The following is a 26,528-nucleotide window of genomic DNA, read 5'->3' as shown; positions in this document are numbered from 1 at the left end:
CTGATAATGCTAAGATCTCAATGTTTCACTATAAAGAACAAAAAGTCAATATAATGACCGAAGCCAGCAATGAATCCGTTAACACCGCCATCGCTAAGCGCGTCAATCAGTTTCGCAAAGAGCATGGCCTGTCTTTCGATGAGCTCGCGCGCCGCGCTGAAATTAGTAAAGGCATGATTGTTCAAATCGAAAAAGGCCGGGCCAATCCCAGTATTGGGGTTCTTTGCAAGCTGGCAAATGCCTTGAGTGTATCGGTCGCAGATATTGTGGATATATCTGAAGGTTCGAATATAAAAGTTAACCAGCCCAATGACATCCCCACCCTGTGGCATGGAGAGCAAGGAGGAACAGCTCGCTTGCTAGCAGGAACCAAGGGAGCCGTCATGGTTGAGCTTTGGCGCTGGGAAATGTTTGCAGGCGAGGCATTTAAATCAGATCCTCACTCCAAAGGTACCATTGAGCTTATTTATGTTGAGCAAGGATGTTTAACCGTTGTCGTGAATGAGAAGCCCGTGACGCTGGAGCAAGGGATGTCGGTGACGGTTAGTATGGACGTGCCACATGCTTATGAAAACCGCTCAAATTCTGCTGTGCGTTTTACTATGTCGGTGTATGAGAAAAGCGGCTATTAGTTGTCACTCCAAATCTGCAGTTAGCAGCCCGTATGCGCTATGGTGATTTCAGACATAAAAAAAGGCACCCAATTGGGTGCCCTTTTTCATTTGGTGGAGCTGGCGGGATTTGAACCCGCGTCCGCAATAACTCCGCTCTCGGTCCTACATGCTTAGCCATCTCATTTAGTTAACTGCGTAAGTCGCCGAGTGGCAGGCTACTTAGCAGCGATCTCGATTAGTTTTAATGCTTCAGCTACGAGAGAAGCTTCCACACGAGTCTGATTTAGATGACTATCCGAACCTCGTCTCCCAGACTAAGCGCGAGTGGATAGTTAGCGGGTCTTAGGCCGCTAAAGCGTAGTTGTCGTCGTTTGCAACTATAAAGTTGAGGCTTTTTACGAGGCCAGCCTCACCTCGGCATGCACCTTAAGTTTCATTTATCCCGTCGAATCCAGATCAGCCCCGAATTCTGGTATATCTTACTTAAGACTGTTCAAGTGTACCTGAGCGCCAGCTATAACGCCAGATGATTCCGCTCAGGTGCCTACTCTATCACCAGATATGTGGGCTCACTATCATTTTTCAAGGCCCCGGTTACCTTGCTGATACTCTTTACGCTGGTGATAATATTCTGCGCGCATTTCCTCTACTGTCTTATGTTCGATCTCCATCATCGACTCGGCGTCGTTCATAAAGCTCAGTTCACCATCGAACTCAATTAAATGCTCGCCTGGCTGGTAGCCTTGGGCTTCGTTATGGGCTACAAATTCCGGCCACCATAGCGGATGTTCGGGCAGCTCTACTTGAGCCCATTGGTCGTTACTAAGATAACGTTTAGCCACGGCTAACATGCCGTAACTTAAAATCGGCATCAATTTCAGTAGACCCCAGCTATAACTCCACTTGGCTCTGCGGTGGTTGTTCACTGACTCCTGCAGGTTGTGGCTAAATAACTCCGCGTCATTCTTTAAAATACTCAGCATCGTACCGACTAAGGCACGGTCGTTATTGCTACGTTTATTCTGTAAAAAGCGCTCCGCCGAGTCGACTGCTGTATCGTGGAACTCTGGATTGCGTAACGCGATGATGCAATCAGTTACAATGTGGCAGGAAACCCGGCCCACGCTTAACGGAAGCGAGCGCGGCAATACGAAATCAATGTATACGTCGTCATTGGCCGCATAGCCATAAAGTGCTTTCCAGGCATAGCCGCCATGATCGTATCCACTTGAATTATGAATGACTTGGTTATATCGATTAAACGAATACAGGGTGTTAAGGAGGGACTGAGGATCGTTTTGTATTAACGCATTTATATAACCAAAACTCAGAAAATTCCATTGTCTGAAATGCACAAAAAAGTCTCGGGGTTCCATGTCGCGCGGTTTATAGCTGCCATGCGGCTCGGCATAAAAAGCCTGAAGCCTGTAGTACTCTCGCGATAGCTCGCCTTTGCACTGCGTGACCGTCATGTAATCGATTTTATGCAGTTCTTCGAGAACAAACTCGCGGTCTTTCTTGCTGAGGCGGACGGGTAGTTTCTTTGGTAGTTCCATGGCTCAGGCCGCTCCGACTTTATAATAGCAACGTAAAGACGGATAGATTACTCGGCCCACTACCGGTCGGGCAAGCTTACGAAAAAATTTTAGCCTTTATTTACAAATAGTTATATTTAAATCACAAACTGCAGTCATCACAGCGCGACTGGCCGGTCAGCAAGCGGGAAATTTTGTAGCGGTTGCGGGCGAAGAACAAATAGGCTTTATCGGCCAGCCAGCGGATCCCGGGCCAACGCAAGGGAGCAGTTAACCAGCCCCGGCCGACCAGCGACCAGGCGGCGTGGGTTACATCCAGACCGTAGAGCATCTCACCGTTGTCTGTCTTGCCATGCAAAATGCTATCCGCCGCCGTTTTGTCGATGTCCGGATAGCGGGCAGCAAAGCCGTCGGCGTGAATATCTTCAAATGCCATCTGACTCTGTGTGTCCAGTTTGCGCAACTTACGCATTTCATGCACGCACAGCGGGCAACCACCGTCATAGAATATGGTTAATCGGCTCATACTACCTCGCCATCCCCCTCCCCTAGTCAGAGAGGTTGATTTTACGCCAATTTAGCTCATGTTGGAGCGTTGCTTTGGGCTCCAGCATAGTCGGGTCCAACTCATGGATATCAAGGCCATCTTTTAACCGTAGCGGCAGGTCCTGGTGCACCAGTGCTTTACGGCCCACCGCCAGCAATGCATCCGGGTACTGTTCGGCCAAATCTTCCATATTGTTCTCGGTAATACCGCCATTGATAATCAATGACAACCCTTCCACTTCGGAGGCTACTTGCGCCAGCGACTTGTCACTGTCTTTAAGGGCTTTGCGGTTGACCGCTGTATCTGTGGTGTGGACATAGGCCAAACCGGCGTCACGCAATTTCTCGAGCAGGTAACGGAAACCGTCTTCACCCTCTGGCCATTGATAGTCAGGGTCGGTGACCGTAATCTGGCTCAAACGCATACCAATCACGAAATCTTCACCACAGGCATCATGCACGGCTTTCACCAGCAGTAGCAGGAAGCGCATGCGGTTGTCGAGGTTACCACCCCACTGATCTTTACGGTCATTAAACTCCGTGTTTAAAAACTGGTTTAGCAAATAGCCGTCTGCAGCGTGCAATTCAACGCCATCGAAGCCAGCGGCTTTTGCGCGTTTAGCTGCACCCACAAAGCCATTCATGATCTGGTTGATATCCCCTTCATCCAGGGTTTCCGGCTTAGTCCAGTTTTCAAGTTTGCCATACATAGACAGCGGAACACCTTTGGGGCGAACTTCGGAGACTCCTTTAGGGTGCTCATAAAACCGGTTGTACTGCATTTGTGCCCCGGCATGCATCAACTGGCAAATAAAAGCGGCACCCGCGCCGTGCACTTTTTCGACCACGTTTGCCCAACCTTCCTGCTGGCTGTCGTCGGTAATACCTGGCTGGTACTGATAACCCTGACTGGCTTTGCGGTCGGTGTACACGCCTTCACTGATGATAAGATCGAAACCACCATCCGCGAACCTTGTGTAGTAATCTTCCATTAGCTCTGTGGGTTCGCCTTCATGCTCTGCACTGATGCGGGTCATGGGGCCTACCACCAAGCGGTTTGATAATTCAATATTGCCTAAGGTCGCGTGCTTAAATACTTCTGACATGGACTCTCCTGAGTTCTGTTTCAATCCAATACTAACTGTCGTTTAACGTGCCTCAAGCACTTAATTTTTTAGCAATTTTTGCGATGTGTTCACCCTGAAAACGAGCACCATCGAGTTCATTTTCGGATGGCTGACGTGAACCGTCACCGCCGGCGATGGTACTGGCACCATAGGGGCTGCCGCCGCTAATCTCATCCATGGTCGACTGGCCGGCAAAACTGTACGGCAATCCGACCACAACAAACCCTAAATGCAATAACAGGGTGTGGAAGTTAAGAATGGTACTTTCCTGGCCGCCGTGTTGAGTGCCTGTCGAGGTAAATACGCCCCCTACTTTGCCAATCAGCGATCCGCTCGCCCATAACCCACCGGCCTGGTCGAGAAAGTTTTTCATTTGCGACGCCATCATGCCAAACCGCGTCGGCGTACCGAAGATCACCGCATCGTAGTTTTTCAGGTCATCGACCTTCGCTATGGGGGCGCTTTGTTCGACTTTATAGCCAGATTTCTTCGCGACTTCTTCCGGAACCAGTTCAGGAACGCGCTTTATGTCGACGTCCGCGCCACCCTTACGGGCGCCTTCTGCCACCGCATTGGCCAAGGTTTCGATATGACCATAACTTGAATAATAAAGAACCAGAACTTTTGCCATGTTGCCTCGCAATTCGAATAAGTAATAATAAGTGCATTACTTCAGAAGCTTAGCAGACGGTTTCAATCGGGCAACATGCCCTGACCTAAAACTACGGCCGCACGTAAACGTTTGCTGCCATAGCCGAATGCACGGGAAAAGATTTCCCGTGGGATGGGTAAGTACTGACGAGCGGCCGGGCTTTGCCAGGGTGTATCGTCTTCATCGGGGTCATTGATATAGACAAAGTCATCATCAATGGCCGTGATCAGGACCCAGTGCGGAGCTTTAAACTGATCAAACTGATAGGTGCTGATAAGCGTAATGACCAGCTTACCCTGCTCCAGATCCTGTTCCAACTGGGTCATGTAGTAGTCACTGACATGCACCGGCACTCTGGCCCGCTCCAGTGCTTCAATATCAGCCTGTTGGATTTTAATCATCACTTCGCGCTTGCTATTATTTCGCACCGAATCCAGCAATACCGGGCCGGGCTGGCTTATCCACAGTTCAACCGCCATGCCGCGTTTGTGCGCGGCCCGGGCCAGGCCGTGCGGGCCGCATCCTCCGTGCCCCGACGTCATATAAATGGTGGTCGCTTCGCGCCACAGCTCAAGTTCTTCCAGTTCCGGGTTATGCAGCGGATAACCAAAATACTTCATCGCCATCAGCAGGCTGGCGGGACCACAGGTAAACGGGGTGGTCTGAGTTAAATAAGGAACTTGTCGCGGTAAGCGCTCGCTATCAAAGAAATGCAGCTGCTTTTGCAGCACACAGGCGGCGGAATGGTCATCAAAGTAATCATTCTTGAGGCCAATATCCTGATAACCACGCTGATGAAAGAAACTCAGCGCTTCGTTGTCGTCGGCTTTTACTTCGAGCCGCATAAATAAACTGTGCTCACGCTGAGCTAAGCGCTCCATATGAGTCAGCAGACGGCTGCCATGCCCTTGCCGACGCTGGCTTTGTTCAATTGCAAAGGAGTACATCCGCGCCAGTTTGGTCGCCTGACGGTACAGCATAATGGCGTAACCAAGCAGACTCCCCTGATTATCCAACACCCATACTTCCGCTTCGCCCAATTTAATAAAGCGACGAAAACTGCGTTCGCTTAAAGCGTCGTAGGGAAAACTCTGGGCTTCAAGGGTCGCTAAGGCGGGTACATCAGCTAAGGATGCGAGACGGATCATAGTCATACTGCTATTTGACGCGCTTTCCCTTGTTTGCGCAAGTAGCCGCTGGAAAAAAATGCTGTTAAAATACGCGCCAAATTCCACCCCGTTGAACTGGCTGAGCTGATTCTTGTTTCAGCCACGACAGCAACCGCACAACCTACACCCAAGTATTGCGAGGACCAGCTGTGAGCGAGCAAAAAAAATCGTTAAGTTATAAAGACGCAGGCGTTGATATCGACGCCGGAAACGCATTGGTAGAGCGCATCAAAGGCGTCACCAAGCGCACTGCTCGCCCTGAAGTTAAAGGCAATATCGGTGGTTTCGGTGCTTTATGTGAGCTGCCATCCAAGTATAAAGAGCCGCTGTTAGTCTCTGGTACCGACGGCGTCGGAACTAAATTACGTCTGGCCATTGAAGCTGGTAAACACGATACCGTGGGCATCGATCTGGTCGCGATGTGCGTCAACGACTTAATTGTGCAGGGTGCTGAACCGCTGTTCTTCCTCGATTACTACGCCACTGGCAAGCTGGATGTCGATGTGGCTGCGGATGTCGTGACTGGAATCGGTGAAGGCTGTGTCCGCGCAGGCTGTGCATTGATTGGCGGGGAAACCGCAGAAATGCCTGGTATGTACCAAAGCGGCGATTATGACATCGCCGGCTTCTGCGTCGGTGTGGTTGAAAAATCTGAGGTCATTGACGGTAGCAAAGTTGCACCGGGTGACGCCTTAATTGCTGTGGGTTCCAGCGGCCCGCACTCCAATGGCTATTCATTGATCCGCAAGGTACTGGAAGTCAGCGGCGCTGACTTAAACCAACCGTTAGATGGTAAGCCTTTGGTAGAGCATCTGCTCGAACCAACCCGTATCTATGTGAAGTCAGTGCTGGCTTTAATGGCTGAGCAGCCGATCCATGCGATTTCCCATATTACTGGTGGCGGCTTCTGGGAAAATATCCCTCGTGTTCTGCCGGACGGCACTAAAGCGGTCATCGATGGCTCCAGCTGGCAGTGGCCCAGTGTTTTCAACTGGCTGCAGGAAGCCGGCAATATCGACCAGCGCGAAATGTACCGTACCTTCAACTGTGGCGTTGGCCTGGTGATTGCGGTACCGGCCGAAAGTAAAGACGCGGTGGTCGCCAAGCTCAATAGCGAAGGTGAAAATGCCTGGGTTATCGGCCATATTGAAGCGGCTTCAGCGGATGACGAGCTGGTTGTCATTAATGGTAGTAAATAAATAATGACTGATTCGTCCACAGCACGTAGAAAACGCATCGTGATCCTGATTTCGGGGTCCGGTAGCAATATGGTGAATCTGGCTGAGCATTGCAAAAACGGCAGCATCAACGCGGATGTTATCGCGGTTATTAGTAATCGCGCGGACGCCGCCGGGCTGGCGAAAGCAGAAGCGCTCGGTATCCTCGCTGAAAGCCTGCCGCATAAGGACTTTGCGACCCGTGAAGCTTATGATGAGCGGTTGACCGAACTGGTGGCGGGTTATCAGCCGGATTTGGTTATTCTGGCCGGTTTTATGCGTATTCTTAGCCCTGTCTTTGTCAATGCATTCAACGGGCGGTTGCTCAACATCCACCCGTCGCTACTACCAAAATACAAAGGTATTCATACTCATCAACGTGCGTTAGAAGCGGGTGACAAAGAACATGGTGTCAGTGTTCATTTTGTTACCCAGGAACTCGACGGCGGCCCGGTCATACTGCAGGCCAAAGTCCCTGTATTCGAAGGTGATGACATTGACGACCTGCAGGCCCGCGTGCATGAGCAGGAATATCGGATTTACCCGTTAGTGGCCAGATGGTTCTGTGCTGAGCGTTTACAGCTAACCGAGGAAGGCGTGATGCTCGATGGTCAGTTACTTGGCTTACAAGGGTATGCGGCTGATTAAAGCCGCTACCCTGCTTTCCTCGTGCGACTTTTACTCAAATTGCAGGTTGGTTAATTCGATCTGCGCCTGCTCTTTGCCTTCTTTTATCTGCTGCATCCGCACCATGGTGTAATTTAACTCGGGTGCAAACCAGAAATACGTCTGCCGGCGGTCGCTTTCACGCACCCGATCGATGCGAATCGCTTCGACCTCGCCATAGGGTAAATTCAGGGTTTCCGTTTTGACTCGGGCAAACTCATAGTCACGCTGATTCCCTTTCTCATCGACCAGTGAATACATCCAGCTGTCATCGCCTCCAGCAACATCCAGTTGCAGTTGGTGGAGGACGGCGTTCGGGTCCAGCAGGTCAGCGTCCCATTCAATATCTACTTCATTGCCGCTGGCATCCACAATACGTTCGTTCTCGCGATCGAAGCGTACATTCAACGCCCGATCCGATCCGGTACCGCTGCGGGAATACTCAAATGACTCAGGCACCACCCGCCCGTCCTGCATACGAAATATAGTTTCATTCTCACGATGATCTGACAAAAACAGCAACGACGCACTGGTCACTGTGTAATAGCGCCATGTGCCATCGTCTAACTGTTCCAGAATGCGTGAGGCATCGCCACGCTCCGAGCCTCGACGCGTTAGCACATAGCTGGCTTCATAGGCCAAGGTTTCGGCTCCGGCAGAAGCCTCCGCATCATCTTCTGCCGCCCAGCTTAAGGTCGAGCCCGTTAACATTACGCCGCCAAGCGCGGCAATTGACCAGTGTTGAAGTCGCTTCATAAAGTGTTTTCCCATCAGTCAGATAGCTGAATACCAGCGTGATTTTAGCGTAGCAGTAATCGCTAAATCTCTCCAAGTTATAGCTTCGAGTGTTTTAAGCAGAAAAAATTCCCTTAGCAGAGGTTGGTAAACTTGCAAACTGGTCGGCTTTGATCTACCTTGGAGGGTACTGGTCAGACCTCAAAACTGGAGTAAACAACATGAGTGTCGCAATTTGGATCATCGCTACCCTGCTTGTGCTTGGCGCGTTGATTTATCATCGCAGTTCACTGCGAGTATTCACCTTAGGTACCCTTGTTATGCTTGGCATCGCAACGGGGTTAAGTATTTTTGGCAACACCACGTTAACTGTACTGTGGATTATTGCAGCTGTGCTGTTAGTGCCTCTGAACTTAGGTTTTGTCCGCAAAAACGTGATGACCAAACCAATTCTGGCGATGTACCGCAAAATCATGCCGGAAATGTCGGCCACTGAAAAAGACGCTATCGATGCTGGTACTGTCTGGTGGGACGGCGAGATTTTCCGCGGGTCTCCTGACTGGAAAACTCTGCATAACATCCCTGCTCCGCGCCTTAGCGCTGAAGAGCAAGCATTCCTGGATGGCCCATGCGAAGAAATTTGCGCCATGCTGAACGACTGGGAAGCAACCCACGAACTTGCTGATATGCCGGAAGACGTATGGCAGTATCTGCGCGAGCACAAATTCTTCGCCATGATCATCAAGAAAGAATATGGTGGCCTTGAGTTTTCTGCGTATGCACAGTCCCGTGTGCTGCAAAAGCTGGCTGGTGTTAGTACAGTACTGGCGTCAACGGTCGGTGTACCTAACTCATTAGGTCCGGGCGAGTTGCTACAACACTATGGTACGCAACAGCAAAAAGACCATTATCTGCCACGCCTGGCTACCGGTGAAGAAATCCCGTGTTTTGCTCTGACCAGTCCGGAAGCGGGTTCAGATGCCGGTGCGATTCCAGACAGCGGTGTTGTCTGTAAAGGCGAATTCAATGGCGAAGAAATACTGGGTATTAAGCTCAACTTCAACAAGCGCTACATTACGCTGGCGCCTATCGCTACGGTTGTTGGTCTGGCATTCAAAATGTACGACCCGGATGGCCTGATTGGCGATAAGAAAGAACTCGGTATTACCGCAGCGCTGTTACCCCGTGATACCAAAGGTATGGAAATTGGTCGTCGCCACTTCCCATTAAACGTGCCGTTCCATAACGGCCCGATCCGTGGTAACGACGTATTCATCCCGCTTGACTACATTATTGGTGGTCAGGAAATGGCTGGTAAAGGCTGGCGTATGCTGGTCGAATGTTTATCAGTCGGCCGTGCGATTACCTTGCCGTCGAACTCAGCCGGTGGTGCTAAATCACTTGCTCTGGTGACCGGCGCGTACTCTCGCATTCGTCGTCAGTTCAAGCTGCCTATCGGTAAAATGGAAGGTGTTGAAGAGGCGCTGGCTCGTTTAGGTGGTAACGCCTACCTGATGGACTCAGTGACTAAACTGTCAACCACAGGTATCGACCTGGGTGAGAAACCATCGGTAATTTCTGCCATTGCTAAGTACCACATGACCGAAAAACTGCGTACCGCAATGAACGACGCTATGGACATCCACGGCGGTAAAGGTATCTGTTTAGGTCCGAATAACTATCTGGGCCGTGGTTACCAGGGTACGCCAGTGGCGATTACCGTGGAAGGTGCCAATATCCTGACCCGTAACATGATGATTTATGGTCAGGGCGCAATCCGCTGCCATCCTTTCGTACTGGAAGAAATGGAAGCTGCGCACCATGAAAATGGTAAAGAAGGTCTGCGTCGTTTCGACAAAGCAGTCTTCGGCCATATCGGCTTTGTGATGTCGAACTTCGTTCGTTCACTGTGCTTTGGCTTCGGTGGCAGTGTGTTCATCAAAGCGCCAACCAGTGACTCAACCAAGGCTTACTACAAGCAGCTGACTCGCTTCAGCTCTAACCTGGCACTGATGTCTGACGTCGCCATGGGTGTATTAGGTGGTTCACTGAAACGTAAAGAGCGTGTATCGGCTCGTTTAGGTGACATGCTAAGTTACCTCTACCTGGGTTCTGCGGTACTTAAGCGCTTTGAAGACGAAGGGCGTCAGAAAGAAGATCTGCCGTTCGTACATTGGGCGATGCAGGATACCCTGCACAAGCTGCAGGAAAGCCAGTTAGCCATGCTTGATAACTTTGGCGGCGTTGGCTCCATGCTAAAAGCTATTATGTATCCATTTGGTCGCATCGCGAAAGCACCTAGCGACAAACTGGATCACAAAGTAGCGCGTTTGCTGATGAGCCCGAACGATGCGCGTGAGCGTCTTGGTGAAGGCCAGTTCCTGTCTGAGCGTGGCCAGTACGGCTATGTTGAGAAAGTACTGCGCGATATCATCGCGGTTGAGCCTCTGTATGACACAATCTGTAAAGCAGCAAAACAACGCTTTACCTTTACTCAGCTGGATCAACTGGCTAAGAAAGGTCTTGAGTTGGGCGTTATTAATGCCGACGAAGCTGCTCTGCTGGAACGTGCTGAAGAAGGTCGCCTCAATGTGATTAACGTCGACGACTTCGCACACGAAGATCTGTTGGCTGGCCGTGGTGCCCGCGAGCACTTTGAAAAGCAACAGGCGGCTAAGCAAGACGCTGCGTAATTGCTAAAGCCAGACAACTGGCTTACCTGTATCAAGTAAAGGGCCGCTTTGTGTAAGTGGCCCTTTTTCTATCAGGCTTGTCATCTACTTTCATTATTATTGAGGAGCATACTATGCGTAAATGGATACGCCGTTACATCAGCTCAGCGTCGGGCATCCGCCGCTTGCTGAATTGGTACCGTCCCTATCGCGGAGCTGCTATCAAAGTAACCGCGCTAAGTAAGGACTTTACCTATGCACGGGTAGAAATGCGCCAGCGTTGGTACAACTCGAACTACGTGGGTACCCATTTTGGCGGTTCACTGTACTCGATGGTTGACCCCATGTTCATGTTGTTACTCATGCGCCAGCTGGGGCCCGATTACATTGTCTGGGATAAATCTGCTCATATCGATTTCAAACGCCCGGGCCGAGGCCGTGTCTATGCTGAATTCAGCCTTACCGCGGCGCAGGTTGAGGATATTAAAAAGGCGGCAGACCAAGGCGAGCGCGTGCTTCCGGAGTGGCAGGTGGAGGTGATGGATGAAGACAACAAGGTGGTCGCCAGGGTTGATAAGACCTTATATGTGAAGAAGAAAACCTGAATGAATGTCGTGCTGCAAAAGCTTTAGTCGTAACGCGGCTGACGTTTGGCCAGCCACAACATAAAGCTCACCCCAAGAATGGTAGGAATGGTCCATAAATACGGATTAAACGCCTGGGTTGGCATAAACAAAGCAGCGCCGAACGATAAAAAAGCTGAATACGCAGCAATTCCCGCGCCTATCATTGAGGTAAAGTGCTGATAGAGCCATTCCCGCCGTAAACGCCCCGGTGCCGGCTGAGACTGACGCAGAATAAAACGGATATTGCCCGGGACCATTAAAAAGGCAATAAAAGAGACGCCGATCAGGAGTAACTCGGAGTGGCTCCAGCCAAGCCAGAAGATCCAGATAGCTAAAGCCGCCAGGGCTCCATGTAAGCCAACAATCCAGGTGGTGTTGTAAAGATAATGACGGCCTTTATTCCGCACCGTTTTCAAGCCAAACAAGACCAGTACAGTGGAAAGAAAACCAAGATAGAGCATCATCCAACCCAGGGTCAGCCGTGTCTCGGCCGTGCCATTGACCCATTCCGGTGCGGTGAGATGAAAACTGGCGAGGAACATCGCTGTAAGCCCGGCCGCTATCATGCTGATAGCAAAGACCCGCCCTGTCACACGATGCGTTCGCTGCCCCTTTTTTACCACTAAAGGCAGCCAAAATGTAACCAGCGCAACGGATCCTGTTGCGACGTGAAAAAATACCAGGCCTGCAATTAGCCAATCCACTATTGATTCCCCTTAGTTCCTTGGCGGGCAGTATGAACCCTATTCAACGAACACATTGCCAGCACTAGGTAAAAACTCTGTAAACAGCATATACAGTGGCGGGAAATTCGCTATTCTCACTATGCAACTGAGCAACGCTCAAGAGCGCTCACTCTTAATTTTTTGTCATGGATGACACCCTGATATGTGTTGCGTTAAGAGTGAGTTTACGGCGCCCCCTCCCCCGGGGCGCTTTTTTTTTGCCCTGCTTTTTATTCTTATACTTGGCCAGCTTTTGAACTGGCTGTCAACTGATCCAGCGTCTGCGCCCAGTGCTCAACCCAGCCAGGCAGTTGCGGCGATTCAAGGTGAGCATTGCCAGTTGCATCCATCAGCTGCTGAGGAGTCAGGCCGCCCTTACGGTTCCAGAACATACCCCGAATCACCACAATAGCCGCGACATTGTCCTTTGCATCCAGTATTTTGTGCTCTATGAACGCCCACTTGTGGTTCCAGCCAAGCAAGCGTGTCTCCACATAAAAGCGATCAAATGCTTTTAACTGCCGCATATAACGTGCAGTCACATCGCCAATTACTGGGATCGCTTTATGTTTACGCGCTACCTGCAGACAGCCGGAACGGATAAACCAGTCGACCCGGCCTAAGTCGGCAAAACTAAGATAGCGACCATTGTTGACGTGCATATTGACGTCCAGATCATTGGGCAAGGCGCGAGAGCGGACGCGTAAGGTTTGCAGTGGACTCACCCGCCCCTTACGTGCCCGTTTAAGCAGTATCCAGAGTAAACGTAGTAATAAATTCATAACTATCTAAATCCGCTGAAATAATGCTTTACGCTAGCATAATCAGGGGGCTATAAGCGAGGTCTGACCAGAAATTACAAACAATTCATTTGGACGTCTAGACAGCCTTACTTCCTTTTGCTAGGCTTGAATGGCTCGATTGAGCGCCGCCGATTTAACACCTGCAACTTGCGGGCGGCTAATAAATACCGCTAAAGCGCGCATTGCGCGCGAACCAGACATTTTTGGAGTTCGCCATGAGTATACAATTAGAAATATCCCGCCCTACTCAACCCGACCAGCACTGTGTGAAGTGCCGTCAGCCTCATCAGGCCGGGCAACACCGGGTGGTCCACAACCAGCAAATTTCACTATTCGCTAATTCGACCCCGTTGTTTGACCAGCCTTATGGCACCGAAGAAGTACGCCTGACTGATGGTTGGTTTTATTTAAGTCTGCACTGTCCGGTAAAACCCGTACTGCAAACGCTAAAAGCAGAGAAGCTACCGTGGTTGTGTCCACACTGCGCCGGCTATGAGGGTATTAGTAACCTCGATGCCCCGGGTGCCACCATTCTTAATGATAACGGTGAGCAACGGGCTACCGGCGTTCACCATCTGTTCGACAAACAGCGGCATGAACAGGAGGCGGCAAAGCTGGTGTAGCCAGTCAGGCTCCACCTTCCTTTAGTACAAAAAACAGTGCAAAAAAACAGTACAAAAAAAGCCTGCGAAAACGCAGGCTTTTTTATGCGGTCTGGGTGACAACGCGGCTATTTCAGTAAGCCAATCTCTCGCAGCCGCTCATTCAGGTACTCGTCTGCGGTGATCGGTTCAAACTGCTTTGGGTTATCCTCGCTATGGCAGGTTTCCAGCGCATCAATCACCACGTCCGGGTTAAAGTGAAGGAAAAACGGAATCGAATAGCGTGACTTATGGCTGTACGGGGCCGGCGGATTAACCACCCGATGCGTCGTTGAAGGCAGCACACCATTGGTTAAGCGTTGCAACATATCGCCAACGTTGCAAATAATCGCTCCGTCAATAATGGTTACCGGAATCCACTCCCCGGATTTTGACAGCACTTCGAGGCCAGGCTCACGAGAACCCACCAGTAGTGTAATCACGTTAATATCTTCATGCGCACCGGCCCGCACCGATGGCGTACCTTCGTCAATAATAGGTGGGTAATGCAGCGGACGCAGGATTGAATTCCCTGAGTCGACACGGCTTTCAAAGTAATCGCGCTCTTCACCCAAATACACAGCAATGCCTGCCAGCACACGGCGACCAAGCTTATCCAGCTCGTTAAACAGAGATAGCATTCGGGTTTTAAATTCGGGTACTTCGGCTGGCCACACATTGGGCTGCAACTGGGGATATTTTGGTGTGCCTTCAATCTCGCGCCCAACATGCCAGAATTCTTTCAGGTCGACATGGGTGGCGTCTTTCGCAATTTCAGTCCCGAATGGAGTATACCCCCGCGCCCCGCCCTGACCAGGCATATGATACTGCTTTTTTATTTCATCTGGTAAAGCAAAGAGTTCACGGCTAATATCAAGCGCATCATGAATGATGTCGTTATCAAGACCATGCTGAGTAAGGGCGACAAAGCCGTTGACTTCATAACCTTCGCCAATCGCCTGAACGAAACCTTCGAAATCACTATCGTAACGGCTCATATCAACATGTGGGATAGAATTCATAAAAATACCTTTGCTACACTACAAATTTCATCGGCGCATTGTAACCGAATGTGATTCACGGCACACTTGATTCATACTAATTTATGCATTACTGCTGAGTTTTGAAATAATGAGCGAAACATCAAAGAACCCCTCAATGTTTGAACTGCGTTGGTTTAAAACCTTTATCTGGACCCTGGCGACTTTCTTCGCCATTTTATTCGTGCTGCCGTTGGCGTACGAACTGTTCGTCATAGCGACGCCGGAAATGGATGCCAGTGCAGAGCGAAATTCACGTCAACTGGTTCAGTTTACCTCCAATATATTTTCCTGGGTGGCCCTGTTTTTAGGCTGTCTGGTGGCATGGAACCAGCGCCAAACCCATATTCGCCGGGAACGCCTGCATAAGCGGGTGATCGAACGCACTCGCGAAAAACGTCGTCAGGCGCGCGAAGCTCAGTACGAGAAACTGTATGGTAAAAAGCCGCCAAAAGGCCGCTCGACCTCTTAGATTCAGCACCATAACCTTAGGCGAGGACACGTTATGCGCTCTCTGATTAGTTTACTGACCCTTTCTGCTGGTCTGCTATACAGCGGACTGGTTACTGCCCAGGCGACGTTCCCAAACTATGTCGAGCCCTCGTACAGCAACCTGACTCTGGCGTACACCCAGGCTGACTTCGAAGACTACAGTCCGACAGCGGATGATATTAGTATCCGTTTTGAACAACGAATCATGCCAACTATATATGTCAGCGGCCAGTTCCATGAATTCAGCGAAGCTGTAGACAACCATGCAATCGGACTTGAGCTGGAAGATGCTCAGCTCGGTGTTGGCTGGATGGACCGTTCCCAGGTTGGGCCTCATGTCGATGCATCCGTGCTGATTGGTCGTGAAACGTACCGGCGGCCCAATATGGCCCTGCCCGGCAACCAATTCTATGACGAAAGCAATTATTTTGGCTTGCAGATAGGATTACGTGAAGTACATGGCCCACTGGAAGTCCATGTTGGCGCCGCTTACCTCTTTCATGACAGCGAACAGGACAACCAGATACGCTGGCATGTCACTGGCTATATCAACCTGTGGGCCAACTTATCAGTTGGCTTACGCTACCAGGATAACGACTGGTACAGCTTACGCAGTGTAGAACTACGCTTGCGCTGGTAATCTCAGCCAGTTTATTGTTGAGAAGCACTGGCAGGCGACATACACTTAGCACTACTTTGATCGCAGTGACTATGATGTATAAGAGCCTATGAAAAATTTACCTGCTGTTATTTCCCTCAGTGCTTGTCTCGCTTCTGCCGCCTTCTCCGTGTCTGCGCAGTCTCTAAACCTGACTCAGCCGAGTTACACCCATTTCTCCGGCAGCATCGGCGAAAACTCCCGCGGCTATCGCAGTTATAACCTTGATACTGAGTATGAAATTGGCCACAAACTATTTGTTACTGGCACCTATCAGCATGTTCGCCAGCGTTTCAACGATGACACCACCTTCCGTGAAAGCATTATTGACCTGGGCGTCGGCCGCTACTTTAACGTCTATGATCGCACCACACTCGATGTTTCTGTGTCGCTCGGCAATTTCACCCAAAGCAGCAATCCGTTCAGTGCCTCCGGCAATACTTTCTATACCCTGAACAGTGGCCTCCGCCGTCGGCATGACATGTTCGAGTACCGCCTTGGCTACCGTTACATCGATATGGAAAGTTTCGACAGCAACCATGGTATTGTCGCTTCCGCCCATATTTACTTCACCCCACAAACTGCTTTAGGTGTTTATTTTAACGACGTTTACTCCAACTCCAACTGGAGTTTGGGCATGCGCTTTTTGTTCTGATCAGACCTGCTTCAGACAACTTATTCTCATCCCTAAGCGCCGTTTAGTCTGCACTTCCACGGTAAAACGGGTACTGGTCAGTACCCGTCACCTCATGTATGCTTAGCCAGTTTTGAACATTTACTATAACGATGCTTTGTAAAAGCACTGCGCTATTCATACGGGGAATATCCAATGAGTGATAACAACACCGTCGCCGAAAATAAAGACGGCCTACTCAACCGTATCCTGAATAAAGTCGAAGTTATTGGTAACAAACTGCCTGATCCGGCAGTGATGTTTGCCGGACTGCTCGTCATTATCTGGGTACTAAGTCTGATTTTTTCGCAATTCAGTTTTGATGAAGTGCATCCACTCAGTGGTGAACAGGTCGAAGTCAATAACCTGCTTGCGCCAACTGCCATCGCTGAATTCCTGTCCACTATGGTCACCACGTTTATGCATTTCGCACCACTGGGCGTAGTGTTAGTTGCGATGCTGGGTGTTGGGGTCGCTGAACGCAGTGGCTTTATAAACGTTGGCATTAAATTAATGCTAAACGTGACTCCACGTGCTTTGCTAACACCGATGCTGATTCTCGTCGCGATCGTCAGCCATACGGCAGTCGACGCTGGCTACGTGTTGGTTATTCCCCTTGGTGGTATTATTTTCTATGCCGCCGGGCGCCATCCATTGGCGGGTATTGCGGCAGCTTTCGCCGGCGTCTCTGGTGGTTTTAGTGCCAACTTTGTACCTAGTGCTATTGATCCCTTGCTGCAAGGCTTCACTCAGACTGCGGCACAGATGTATGACCCTGCGGTACAGCTTAACCCACTCAATAACTGGGGCTTTACCGCTGCCTCGTCCATACTCGTTGTTGCGGTTGGTTGGTGGCTGACGGATAAAGTTATCGAGCCGCGCCTGAAGAACACCGAAATCGACGGTGACACCGATGACATTCCGAAAATTGAAGATGTCGACTCGCGTGACCGCAAAGCTTTTTTCAGCGCGTTAATCGTGATGATTCTTGGTATTGCTGCACTAGCAGCCGCTGTTATCCCCGAAGGCTCCGCATTGCGTGACCCGGTAACCCAGGAAATCGCCTCGTTTGATGCGCCGTTGATGTCCTCTATCGTACCGTTGATTTTTCTTCTGTTTTGGATTCCCGGTATTGTGCATGGCTATATCGCAGGCACTTTTAAAGAATCGAAAGACGTCATTATGGCGATGAGCAAATCAATGGAAGGCATGGCCTACTACATCGTCATGGCGTTCTTCTGTGCGCTTTTCATCAAGGCATTTGGCGATTCGAATTTAGGCACCTTGCTTTCCATCAAAGGCGCCAACTTTCTCCAGGCGCTAGCGATGCCAGGCAGCGTGACCTTGGTGGGTATTATTTTCCTGGTTGCCTTTATCAACCTGTTTGTTGGTTCAGCATCGGCAAAATGGGCGCTTATCGCACCAATTTTCGTCCCCATGCTGATGCAACTTGGCTTATCACCTGACCTGACCCAAGCCGCCTACCGCGTTGGGGACTCGGCCAGTAACATTATTACTCCGCTGTTACCCTACTTCCCGTTAGTAGTGGTGTATTGCCAACGCTACGTTAAAGGCACCGGTATAGGCACATTGGTTTCACTGATGCTGCCGTATTCAGTCGTGTTACTGGTTCTATGGTCTGCGTTCTTAATTTTATACTGGACCATTGGCTTGCCACTGGGCCTGCAGGCAACCTACGAGTACCCGGCAGGGTAAAGCTATAGCTTAGAAGTTAACCGTTTAAAAGAGCGCCCCTGTGGCGCTCTTTTTCATTCTATTTGCATGCTATGATACCGGTTAATGCCCCTTTTGAGTTGAACGAGGTTACCACCATGTCATCCTTGCCCGGTTTTATTAGCATGTATTCGGAACTTGTTGCGGCGCCCTCGGTGTCATGCCTCGACCCGTCCTGGGATACCAGTAACAAAGCGGTCATCGATAAACTGGCTGGCTGGTTCGAAAGCTTAGGTTTTCAGGTTCAGGTTAACGAGCTGGACGCACAGCAAGGCAAGTTCAATATGCTTGCCAGCTATTGCCCAGCGGGTAACAGTGACGGCGGTTTACTGCTGGCCGGCCATACTGACACTGTGCCCTGGGATGAAGGCCGCTGGACCCGGGACCCGTTCAAACTGACAGAAGCCGATGGCAAGCTATATGGTTTAGGCAGTGCCGATATGAAAGGCTTCTTTGCCTTTATTCTCGAGGCGTTGCGAGATAAAGACCTCAGTACCCTGAAAAAACCATTACGTATTCTCGCCACTGCTGATGAAGAAACCACTATGGCAGGTGCACGCGAACTGAATAAATTTCCCGACTTAAAGCCTGACTACGCGGTTATTGGCGAACCCACCAATATGGCACCGGTCATTATGCATAAAGGCCACCTGACGGAATGTGTGCGGGTCACCGGACGCAGCGGCCATAGTTCCAACCCTGCGGCGGGGCTCAACGCGATCGAGGTGATGCATGAAGTCATCAGCGAATTACTCGCCACCAAGCAGGAGATGGCCGCAAACTACCAGCAAGCCGCATTTGAAGTTCCCTACCCGACCCTGAACCTGGGGCATATTCATGGAGGGGATGCGGCCAACCGTATTTGTGCCTGTTGTGAACTGCACCTTGATATGCGCCCACTGCCGGGCATGAACATTGATGACCTTTACAGCATGCTCAACAGTCGGCTACATGATTTACAGCAGCGCTATCCTGATGCCATTGCAGTGCATTCTATGCATGCTCCCATACCTGGCTATGCCTGCCCGGCCGACTCGGCTATCGTCAAGCTGGCTGAAGAACTGAGCGGCGAAAAAGCCCAGCCTGCCAACTATTGCACCGAAGCCCCCTTCGTGCAGGATCTTGGCTGTGAAACCATCATCATGGGTCCGGGGTCAATCCGCCAGGCACATCAGCCTGATGAGTACATCACCTTAGCGGAGATTAACCCTTCGCAACAACAACTTGGCCGTTTAATCGAACGGGTCTGTGGGCCCTTAGCATAGGAAAAATAGCAGAACATGGATTTTGCAAAGTTCACCCTACTCTGCGGCGTTGATGAAGCTGGCCGCGGCCCGATTGCCGGGCCGGTCGTTGCTGCCGCGGTTATCCTTGATCCGGCACATCCGATCGAAGGAGTTACCGACTCCAAAAAGTTAAGCGAGAAAAAGCGTCAGCTACTCAGTGAGCGTATTAAGCAACATGCACTGTACTGGGCCATCGCCCAGTGTGATGTTGAGGAAATTGACCAGCTGAATATTCTCCACGCATCGATGCTGGCAATGAGCCGTGCTGTCGCTGCGTTACCGGTGGCGCCAGAGCATGTGCTCATAGACGGCAACCGACTGCCTGACTTAAACGTGCCCGCCACCGCTATTATTAAAGGTGACGCCAGTGAAGCCTGCATCGGTGCAGCTTCGATTCTGGCTAAAGTCGAACGTGACCGGCAGATGCTCGAGTGGCATGAAAAGTACCCGGTGTATGATTTTGCCAGGCACAAAGCCTACCCCACCCCGCAGCATCTGCAATTAATCCGTGAGCATGGAATAACGCCGATTCACCGTCGTAGTTTCCGGCCTGTGCGTGAATTATTGACGGTCTAGTTAGCAGTCCGGGCGGGCCCCAAAAAACCGACAGACCTATAAAAACAAAAAGCGAGTTTCTGATGAGTAAAATAAACGGCAAAACGATTTGGTTAACGGGTGCTTCATCCGGCATCGGCTTGGCACTGGCGGAGCAACTAGCCGCCGAAGGCGCCAACCTGGTACTGACAGCCCGCAATGAAGAGAAATTACGCGAGATAGCGAATCGCTTGCCAGGAACTCACCTGGTATTGCCAATGGATTTATCCCGTCCGGAAAAAGCGGTTAACCGCGCTGAAGCCTTCCTCGACGACATTAAGGTCGATATTCTGATCAACAACGCTGGCATTTCACAACGCAGTCTGGCCTTGGAGACTGATTTTGAAGTCTACCGGGACCTGATGGAAGTGAACTATTTTAGTGTGGTGGCACTAAGTAAGCTGATTGCACCACGCTTGGTTAACCAGGGTGATGGTCACATTGTGACCGTCGCCAGTGTCGCTGGCAAAGTCGGCAGTAAACGCCGTTCCGGGTATTCCGGAGCGAAGTTTGCGGTTATCGGGTTTATGGACTGTTTTCGTGCTGAACTGGCGGACAAAAACGTACGCTGCTTAACCGTGTGCCCGGGTTTTGTTCACACTCAGATTGCGCATAATGCATTAGTTGGTGACGGTTCAGCGCTCGGACAAGCCGATCCTGATAATGCAGGGGGTATTTCCGCCGCCCAGTGCGCGGCTGAAATAATCACCGCCATCAAAGCAGATAAAGATGAGATTATTGTCGGCAAGGGACTGTCTAAAGCTGCTCCTGTGCTGCAACGTTTTCTGCCAGGCCTGGTGCGGCGGATGGTTGCAAAGCGAAACTAGTCACGCGGGTTTAAATCCAGCGGCGCACCTTCTGCTGATAAGCCAGATACGCTTCACCGAACTGTTGCGACAACGCCCGTTCTTCTGGCTGGATCTGAAAACGATTCATGTAGAAGACAAACAACGGCAGCCACAACAGCGCGGTGAGTGCGCCTAACCACAGCGCGAACCCGGTAAGCGCCAGCAAAAACCCCAGATACATCGGATTGCGGCTAACCTTGAAGACCCCTTCGGTTATTAAGGTATTGCTGTCTTCGGGCTTAAGCGGATTGACCGTAGTCTGAGCCGCATAGCAGGTGCGCACGCCAGAGACAGCTATCTGGAAGCCAACAATGGCAAATACCAATGCGATAGCAAGCTGACCGGCAAAGGTAACCAATACCAGCGGCACATATGTGGTAAATAACCACATACAGGCCGCTGTAATTACCACCACTAGCAAGGGTGGAATTTTCAGTTCTAGTTTATTCACAAGCTACCCAAACGTTATAAGTCCTTGTTTACACCATGGGTTTGACGCCTTTGCCACTATGCCCCTGGCGATTCCAGAAACCGATAATACCACCAGAGCGAACCATCAGCCAGGTGAGACCAACCAGAATAAGTCCAAGTATAAAAGCCAGGATGCGCGAATAACGGGTGCTTGAATAAACCCCACCGTCACCAACCGGAACCGGGTTACGTGATGCAATCGGCAGCCCATAGCGCTCCGCCATGTCTTTTACCCCGATAAAGTGAATCGCGGGCACGCCCTCACGTAAAAAGTACCCCATCACCGTATCCACAGCAAACGCGCGTGCCGGGGCGTTACGCAATAAGCCTGGTGCAAACAAACTATCGATACTCGGAGGGCCGACGATGGTGGCGCCGCCACCTACGTTGATGAAGGCTTTAAACGGACGACCCGACGAGTGTTCACGATAGAGCGCAATACGGTCGGCAACTGCTTCCTGGTAATTACTCGGCTGAATGTAACTCGCTCCGCTACGTTCAATTGCTTCGCGGATAATACTACGGCCTTCCGCCGATAAATCTGCGCCACGGTCTTCGACACCACCTATCGAGGCAGCCACAGGCCGCAGCGTCAACAGTTCCGCATCACGAAGCTCACGCTCCATATCCAGCCACAGCAAACCTGGTAAGTTAGCACCATACTGAGAGGACGACCCCGAAGCGATAATAACGGCTTCTGCACCCAATGCCTCAATCGCAGCGTAGACAGCTATATTCAGCGCTGGAAACGAACCGGATACAGCGACCGCGACTAAATCCCCCTCTTCTACGTCCGCATCCGCCAATAATTTCACGGCAACGGCGCCCCAATTGGGGTTGACTGAGGTTTGCTTTGATTCCAGACCACCGATGGTCGTTGTGACTTCGCTACTCGACGGGCCTATCAGACCTGATCGCTGCGGGTCAGTCTCCGGGTTTATCGGCCGCAAATTGCTACGAACTGAACGGATCACATCATAGCTGTCGCGGACCGTACCTGAGGCCGCCACCATCGTTGAATAATGCTCTTCAATGACCGGATCCCGCACCTGAATCTTTTCAGCTGCGAGTAAGATAACAATCGCCATGCCCGCCAGAAAAATAAGTCCCCAGGCTGGAACCTGCGACGAACGCCAGTAAATCTTGGTGTATTTACTCATACTCTGTCTCCTTACCAACCTGGCATTTGTATTGTTTGCTGCGCTTCATAGGCCATCAGCGCATCGGGCATCAAAATGATTAAAGCCAAACGTACCAGCACCGCGGTAACGGCCAGACCACAGAGGGTCTGCAATACGCCTTGGCGGTCAAACCAAATCGCAATCAGACCGGGGATGATATAACCGATAATGCTGGTTTCCATCACCGCCATCATAAAACCTGACTCGAGCTGAGCGACCTGTGCTTCCGCTTCACCCGTCTGACCAATCATTTCCAGATCCGCCCACGAGACCAGACTACCGAGGAACAAATCGAGTAACCCTGCAATCAGGTACCCCGTCAGGATCATAATAATCGTCTGACGACGGCCATAGATAACTACATAGGTCGACACCATACGCACAATAAGAAAAGTGACGAACGCGGCGAATAAGGTTACAGCTACGCTGAGCGGACTCATAAGCTGCAGGGCCATATAGCCTGGCACGACCAGCCCTCCCGCTGCGAGTCCAAATGTGGTGCTTAGTACCAGGGTAAAGAACAGGCCGATGCCAATGGCAACAGCAAGAATATTTAGCGCTATCATAAGTCTTCCTCTTTCAACGCACGATTCTGGAAAAAGCGCGCAACGTCTTCACCGCCACCATGAATATTACACATACCGACGACCAGAGATTTATACCCGCATTCTTCAAACAGAGTTTCGATAATATCGGTCATTGCGCCCTGTTCCATGACCACAATTCGGTTTGGGTCGATCCCAGCTCTGACCGCCATGCGCACAAACATTAAGGTGCCGGAGCCCATCACCACGTACTTATCCGGTGCAGTCCAATTCACGGCGGCTTCGGCCATTTGTTGCGAGCGATGCGGCCGGTCCGCGCGGCAGTTAACCAGAGCAATACGCCGACGACCTTCGCCGTGACGTTTGATTAAACGCTCCCAGATATGGCCTGTGGATTCAGGATCATTGGCGGCGAATGCATTGACAAAAATCATATCCCGTTTGAAATACTCAAGATGCAGGATGCGCATTGCCCCAGCTTCAGGTTCAAGGTCGATCATGCCTTGCAACGCTGCTTGTCTCTCAACCCCGAGGTGTTGGCAGACATTCAGAGCCAGCGCGATATTTTCGGCATGCTCGCTGTACTGGAACTGGCTGAGGACATCATCGCCAATCGCTTTGACTTCAGTTTCGCTGACACCGTGCAGGTCGCTCTTGCGATCCTCGGTGGAATTACGAAAGACATGCAATAAATCTCGTTCCGCCGTAAACAAAGCCCCTTTCACCGGTGTACTTCCGGCTAATGCTAATGCCACGTCTTCCTCGCCCGGCCCCATCACATCAAGGTGGTCAGGTCGCGCGTTGGTGATGACACCAAGGTTTGAACGGACCATTTTCAGTTCAGTGAGCGACTGATAATGAGGCTGCAACGCCATGCACTCAACCACGACAATGTCCGGACGGAACTTTGCCATTCGCGCCATCAGTCGCATTTGCTCGATAATATTCGCGCCGCTAATCCGATAGAGTGCAAATTCACGCCCTTCCGGATCAGTGAATGCGGCGGCTGAACCAGTGGTTTTTGCACAGACCCGCTTGCCGCCACCGCGTAACCCAGCAGCAATAAGTCTGGTTACGCTGGTTTTGCCGCGGGTCCCGTTGACATGAATACGAACTGGTATGGATTTGATTACTCGCCGGTGATGCCAGGCTTCAACAGCACCGGCAACGACCAGCACAAGCCAAAGCGCCGCCATAACCAGCAGTGTGTCAGGTATGGCCACATTGATTCCCCCAAAAAAGTAAATACTGCTCTATGGTTATAACCATTGCTGTCTAAATTGCCAGCGGATATACAAAGTATTTACTTTCTAAAAAATCAAATATAGCCAATAAATCAAGTTATTAGAGAAGGGCTATCGGCCACTCCAGACTAGCTGCTTTGGGCCAGGTAACGGTCCAGCGCATTGGCGAATTGCTGACGGTCACGGGCATGCAACGGGGGTGGCCCCCCGGTATGCTCACCACTGGCGCGCATGGTGTCGTTAAAATCGCGAATATTTAACCGCGCCCCGACATTGCCGGCATCAAGAATGTCACCTCGCGGTGTTATTACCAGGCCTTTTTTTCCAATGACTTCGCTGGCCAGAGGAATGTCCGCCGTAATTACCAGATCTCCGGGTTCGCAGCGTCGTACAATTTCGTCATCTGCTTCATCAAAACCACCGGCCACCTGAATTGACTTTATCCAGGGAGTTTTGGGTGTCGCCTGGTAATGGTTGGCGACTAAAATTAATGGCAACTGCTTACGCACCGCAGCGCGGAACAGAATATCTTTGATAACACGAGGACACGCATCGGCGTCGACCCAGATGGTCATAACCCTGTTCCTTCATTGATTGAGTGGATGGAGTGTGGCTGGTAAAGGTTTAGTAGTATATCGACCGTCACTGTCATCGAAGTCAGCGCAGACAGCCGCTCAAGGCCTTCTCGCCCTGCTTTGTGCTGATGAGGGGTCATTGCCACCAGATCCTGAATGCTATCCTTACTGGGTAGCTCAACAGAAAAACAAAGCCGTTCAGACTCAATCAGCTGCCAACCTGGGCGGCTGTTGGTCGACTCTGCTTCAGCCTCACGAGGGTTGTTATAGAGCACCTGGCGCAGTTCATTCAGATGACCGCTGGCGGGGTCAACTTTGAGTAAGTATCCGGTTGGCTTCAGCAGCCGCAAAAACTCGTTGTCGACGGCAAAGCCAAAGGCGCAAATGATCGCATCGAGACTGCCACTGGTTAAGGGAACACGCGCGTTTGACGCAACCAGATACGTTGCCGTTTTATGCCAGGGCGCAGCGGCGCGCACCGCCCATTTGGAAATATCATTCCCCAGTAACTGCAAGCCGGGGCGTTTGGCGGCCAGTTGGCGAAGATAATAGCCCTCACCACAGCCCGCATCGAGCACGCCCCCCTGTTCAGCAACACACTGCAACAGTCGTTCGATAGCATCAGCTAACGGCTGATAGAACCCCTGTTCGAGAAACCGCCGGCGTGCCTGCACCATCGCCTTGCTGTCACCCGGATCTTTAGAACGTTTGTGCTGGGCAGGCAATACATTGATGTATCCCTGGCGGGCTTGATCAAACTGATGCCCGTGCAAACAACGCCAGCTCCCCTGCCCGAATACCAACGGATTTTCTGCCGCCTGAGTGCTGCCTGAAAAACCGCTGTCTAAACAGACCGGACAACAAAGTAATTCTGTCATTGTTGTGACCACAGGTGTTGATATTGCTGCCACCAACTTAGCGCAATCGCCCGGTTTTGGGGGTTAGCTCGGGGGTTTAACACACTTGGCAGACGTAAATAATTATCCCCAATATCCTCGGCTAATGCCTCATCCTGGCTTGCCAGTTGCAGGGCGTATAATGCCAGCATCACCTCATAATCGTCGGACGAGTCTAAACGCTCAATCAACGGAGGGATTGCCTGCTTGCCGATCTCACCGAGATTCTCCGCAGCGGTGTACCAAACTTTTTCATTCTCGCCATCGCCATAGCTGTCTACGAAATCGCGATCAGCCAGCCGACGCAGGTTATAAGACAACGAATCAGCAGCTGAGTCTGCTGTTGGCGGTGTATCCACGGTGACCTCTGTGTCCTCACTCTGCTCAGACGACGGCGACGAACCACAGCCTGCCAGTGCGAGGGAACTGGCGATGGTTACTCCGAGTAGCAACCGATATAAAGCGCGTTGTTTCATTGTTTTCTTGAACCCTTACTGGTGTGAAGTTAACTGCATCCGGCGATGGATTTAGTTATACTGAGCCACATAATCCTTAGTTTACAG

General features: G+C 51.0%; 29 protein-coding genes and 1 other RNA gene. 13 read left to right on the top strand and 17 right to left on the bottom strand.

Annotated elements, in window-relative coordinates; translation table 11 throughout:
• The first annotated feature begins 20 nt into the window (after nucleotides 1-20).
• Nucleotides 21-632, top strand: coding sequence for a helix-turn-helix domain-containing protein (locus tag CWE14_RS08065; protein WP_126798899.1), 612 nt, complete (start codon nucleotides 21-23; stop codon nucleotides 630-632).
• A gap of 91 nt (nucleotides 633-723) precedes the next feature.
• On the opposite strand, the gene ssrA is transcribed toward CWE14_RS08065, so the two are convergent.
• The 6 genes from ssrA to CWE14_RS08035 all read right to left on the bottom strand — a co-directional run bounded on the left by ssrA (nucleotide 724) and on the right by CWE14_RS08035 (nucleotide 5,622).
• Nucleotides 724-1,078: a transfer-messenger RNA gene (ssrA, locus tag CWE14_RS08060) on the bottom strand.
• Between the two features lie 111 nt (nucleotides 1,079-1,189).
• A complete protein-coding gene (locus tag CWE14_RS08055; RefSeq protein ID WP_126798898.1) occupies nucleotides 1,190-2,170 on the bottom strand; it encodes a hypothetical protein in 981 nt (326 codons plus the stop codon).
• 121 nt (nucleotides 2,171-2,291) lie between these two features.
• The gene (locus CWE14_RS08050; RefSeq protein WP_126798897.1) at nucleotides 2,292-2,675 is read right to left on the bottom strand and encodes a thiol-disulfide oxidoreductase DCC family protein; all 384 of its coding nucleotides are present in this window, start codon (nucleotides 2,673-2,675) and stop codon (nucleotides 2,292-2,294) included.
• Between the two features lie 22 nt (nucleotides 2,676-2,697).
• Nucleotides 2,698-3,801 (bottom strand): oxidoreductase, encoded by a 1,104-nt coding sequence (locus tag CWE14_RS08045; protein WP_126798896.1) that lies wholly within the window; start codon nucleotides 3,799-3,801, stop codon nucleotides 2,698-2,700.
• Nucleotides 3,802-3,853: 52 nt separating this feature from the next.
• Nucleotides 3,854-4,453, bottom strand: coding sequence for an NAD(P)H:quinone oxidoreductase (wrbA, locus tag CWE14_RS08040; protein WP_126798895.1), 600 nt, complete (start codon nucleotides 4,451-4,453; stop codon nucleotides 3,854-3,856).
• Between the two features lie 62 nt (nucleotides 4,454-4,515).
• Nucleotides 4,516-5,622: a GNAT family N-acetyltransferase/peptidase C39 family protein gene (locus tag CWE14_RS08035; RefSeq protein WP_241972354.1), complete on the bottom strand. Its 1,107-nt coding sequence runs from the start codon at nucleotides 5,620-5,622 to the stop codon at nucleotides 4,516-4,518.
• A 170-nt stretch (nucleotides 5,623-5,792) separates the two neighbouring features.
• Here CWE14_RS08035 and purM point away from each other — a divergent pair, with 170 nt between their 5' ends.
• Both purM and purN read left to right on the top strand, forming a co-directional pair.
• Nucleotides 5,793-6,842, top strand: coding sequence for a phosphoribosylformylglycinamidine cyclo-ligase (gene purM / locus CWE14_RS08030; RefSeq protein WP_126789716.1), 1,050 nt, complete (start codon nucleotides 5,793-5,795; stop codon nucleotides 6,840-6,842).
• 3 nt (nucleotides 6,843-6,845) lie between these two features.
• Nucleotides 6,846-7,508, top strand: coding sequence for a phosphoribosylglycinamide formyltransferase (gene purN, locus CWE14_RS08025; RefSeq protein WP_126798893.1), 663 nt, complete (start codon nucleotides 6,846-6,848; stop codon nucleotides 7,506-7,508).
• 30 nt (nucleotides 7,509-7,538) lie between these two features.
• On the opposite strand, the gene CWE14_RS08020 is transcribed toward purN, so the two are convergent.
• Nucleotides 7,539-8,282: a DUF3108 domain-containing protein gene (locus CWE14_RS08020; protein WP_157981798.1), complete on the bottom strand. Its 744-nt coding sequence runs from the start codon at nucleotides 8,280-8,282 to the stop codon at nucleotides 7,539-7,541.
• Nucleotides 8,283-8,482: 200 nt separating this feature from the next.
• Between CWE14_RS08020 and fadE the strand changes: the two genes are divergently transcribed.
• A complete protein-coding gene (gene fadE, locus CWE14_RS08015) occupies nucleotides 8,483-10,954 on the top strand; it encodes an acyl-CoA dehydrogenase FadE (protein WP_126798891.1) in 2,472 nt (823 codons plus the stop codon).
• A gap of 113 nt (nucleotides 10,955-11,067) precedes the next feature.
• A complete protein-coding gene (locus tag CWE14_RS08010; protein ID WP_126798890.1) occupies nucleotides 11,068-11,538 on the top strand; it encodes a DUF4442 domain-containing protein in 471 nt (156 codons plus the stop codon).
• 23 nt (nucleotides 11,539-11,561) lie between these two features.
• Here the strand turns inward: CWE14_RS08010 and CWE14_RS08005 are convergent, their stop codons facing one another.
• Together CWE14_RS08005 and CWE14_RS08000 are read right to left on the bottom strand one after the other, a co-directional pair.
• The gene (locus CWE14_RS08005) at nucleotides 11,562-12,263 is read right to left on the bottom strand and encodes a DUF2306 domain-containing protein (protein WP_157981797.1); all 702 of its coding nucleotides are present in this window, start codon (nucleotides 12,261-12,263) and stop codon (nucleotides 11,562-11,564) included.
• Nucleotides 12,264-12,520: 257 nt separating this feature from the next.
• The gene (locus tag CWE14_RS08000) at nucleotides 12,521-13,066 is read right to left on the bottom strand and encodes a thioesterase family protein (RefSeq protein WP_126798888.1); all 546 of its coding nucleotides are present in this window, start codon (nucleotides 13,064-13,066) and stop codon (nucleotides 12,521-12,523) included.
• Nucleotides 13,067-13,302: 236 nt separating this feature from the next.
• On the opposite strand from CWE14_RS08000, the gene CWE14_RS07995 reads away from it, so the two are divergent.
• Complete coding sequence (locus tag CWE14_RS07995) at nucleotides 13,303-13,710, top strand: hypothetical protein (protein WP_126798887.1); 408 nt, start codon at nucleotides 13,303-13,305, stop codon at nucleotides 13,708-13,710.
• Nucleotides 13,711-13,817: 107 nt separating this feature from the next.
• Here the strand turns inward: CWE14_RS07995 and CWE14_RS07990 are convergent, their stop codons facing one another.
• Entirely contained in the window at nucleotides 13,818-14,750 is a 933-nt protein-coding gene (locus CWE14_RS07990) for an isopenicillin N synthase family dioxygenase (protein ID WP_126798886.1), read from the bottom strand.
• Nucleotides 14,751-14,886: 136 nt separating this feature from the next.
• Between CWE14_RS07990 and CWE14_RS07985 the strand changes: the two genes are divergently transcribed.
• From CWE14_RS07985 to CWE14_RS07955, 7 genes are all read left to right on the top strand, one after another.
• Nucleotides 14,887-15,240: a hypothetical protein gene (locus CWE14_RS07985; RefSeq protein ID WP_126798885.1), complete on the top strand. Its 354-nt coding sequence runs from the start codon at nucleotides 14,887-14,889 to the stop codon at nucleotides 15,238-15,240.
• Between the two features lie 33 nt (nucleotides 15,241-15,273).
• Nucleotides 15,274-15,900: a hypothetical protein gene (locus CWE14_RS07980; protein ID WP_126798884.1), complete on the top strand. Its 627-nt coding sequence runs from the start codon at nucleotides 15,274-15,276 to the stop codon at nucleotides 15,898-15,900.
• Between the two features lie 88 nt (nucleotides 15,901-15,988).
• Complete coding sequence (locus CWE14_RS07975; protein ID WP_126798883.1) at nucleotides 15,989-16,573, top strand: hypothetical protein; 585 nt, start codon at nucleotides 15,989-15,991, stop codon at nucleotides 16,571-16,573.
• Nucleotides 16,574-16,747: 174 nt separating this feature from the next.
• Complete coding sequence (locus CWE14_RS07970; RefSeq protein WP_126798882.1) at nucleotides 16,748-18,307, top strand: AbgT family transporter; 1,560 nt, start codon at nucleotides 16,748-16,750, stop codon at nucleotides 18,305-18,307.
• 116 nt (nucleotides 18,308-18,423) lie between these two features.
• Complete coding sequence (gene argE / locus CWE14_RS07965) at nucleotides 18,424-19,590, top strand: acetylornithine deacetylase (protein ID WP_126798881.1); 1,167 nt, start codon at nucleotides 18,424-18,426, stop codon at nucleotides 19,588-19,590.
• Between the two features lie 15 nt (nucleotides 19,591-19,605).
• Complete coding sequence (gene rnhB / locus CWE14_RS07960) at nucleotides 19,606-20,187, top strand: ribonuclease HII (RefSeq protein WP_126798880.1); 582 nt, start codon at nucleotides 19,606-19,608, stop codon at nucleotides 20,185-20,187.
• Nucleotides 20,188-20,249: 62 nt separating this feature from the next.
• The gene (locus CWE14_RS07955) at nucleotides 20,250-21,032 is read left to right on the top strand and encodes an SDR family oxidoreductase (RefSeq protein ID WP_126798879.1); all 783 of its coding nucleotides are present in this window, start codon (nucleotides 20,250-20,252) and stop codon (nucleotides 21,030-21,032) included.
• 10 nt (nucleotides 21,033-21,042) lie between these two features.
• On the opposite strand, the gene CWE14_RS07950 is transcribed toward CWE14_RS07955, so the two are convergent.
• The 7 genes from CWE14_RS07950 to CWE14_RS07920 form a co-directional block, all read right to left on the bottom strand.
• Complete coding sequence (locus CWE14_RS07950; protein WP_126798878.1) at nucleotides 21,043-21,504, bottom strand: methyltransferase family protein; 462 nt, start codon at nucleotides 21,502-21,504, stop codon at nucleotides 21,043-21,045.
• Nucleotides 21,505-21,532: 28 nt separating this feature from the next.
• On the bottom strand, nucleotides 21,533-22,684 hold the full coding sequence (pgsW, locus tag CWE14_RS07945; RefSeq protein ID WP_126798877.1) for a poly-gamma-glutamate system protein: 1,152 nt from the start codon (nucleotides 22,682-22,684) through the stop codon (nucleotides 21,533-21,535).
• An 11-nt stretch (nucleotides 22,685-22,695) separates the two neighbouring features.
• Entirely contained in the window at nucleotides 22,696-23,271 is a 576-nt protein-coding gene (gene pgsC / locus CWE14_RS07940) for a poly-gamma-glutamate biosynthesis protein PgsC (protein WP_126798876.1), read from the bottom strand.
• A complete protein-coding gene (pgsB, locus tag CWE14_RS07935; RefSeq protein ID WP_126798875.1) occupies nucleotides 23,268-24,473 on the bottom strand; it encodes a poly-gamma-glutamate synthase PgsB in 1,206 nt (401 codons plus the stop codon). The genes pgsC and pgsB overlap by 4 nt, the downstream gene beginning before the upstream one ends.
• Before the next feature lie 149 nt (nucleotides 24,474-24,622).
• Entirely contained in the window at nucleotides 24,623-25,069 is a 447-nt protein-coding gene (locus tag CWE14_RS07930; RefSeq protein ID WP_126798874.1) for a YaiI/YqxD family protein, read from the bottom strand.
• Nucleotides 25,066-25,947: a putative RNA methyltransferase gene (locus tag CWE14_RS07925; RefSeq protein ID WP_198676557.1), complete on the bottom strand. Its 882-nt coding sequence runs from the start codon at nucleotides 25,945-25,947 to the stop codon at nucleotides 25,066-25,068. The genes CWE14_RS07930 and CWE14_RS07925 overlap by 4 nt, the downstream gene beginning before the upstream one ends.
• Nucleotides 25,944-26,441 carry a HEAT repeat domain-containing protein gene (locus CWE14_RS07920; RefSeq protein ID WP_126798872.1) on the bottom strand — a complete coding sequence of 166 codons (498 nt, stop codon included), beginning with the start codon at nucleotides 26,439-26,441 and terminating at the stop codon, nucleotides 25,944-25,946. The genes CWE14_RS07925 and CWE14_RS07920 overlap by 4 nt, the downstream gene beginning before the upstream one ends.
• Nucleotides 26,442-26,528 lie beyond the last annotated feature (87 nt).

It is taken from the genome of Aliidiomarina soli (genome assembly GCF_003986975.1).
GTDB classification, from domain to species: Bacteria; Pseudomonadota; Gammaproteobacteria; order Enterobacterales; family Alteromonadaceae; genus Aliidiomarina; species Aliidiomarina soli.
This window is presented reverse-complemented; position numbering and strand designations above follow the sequence as displayed.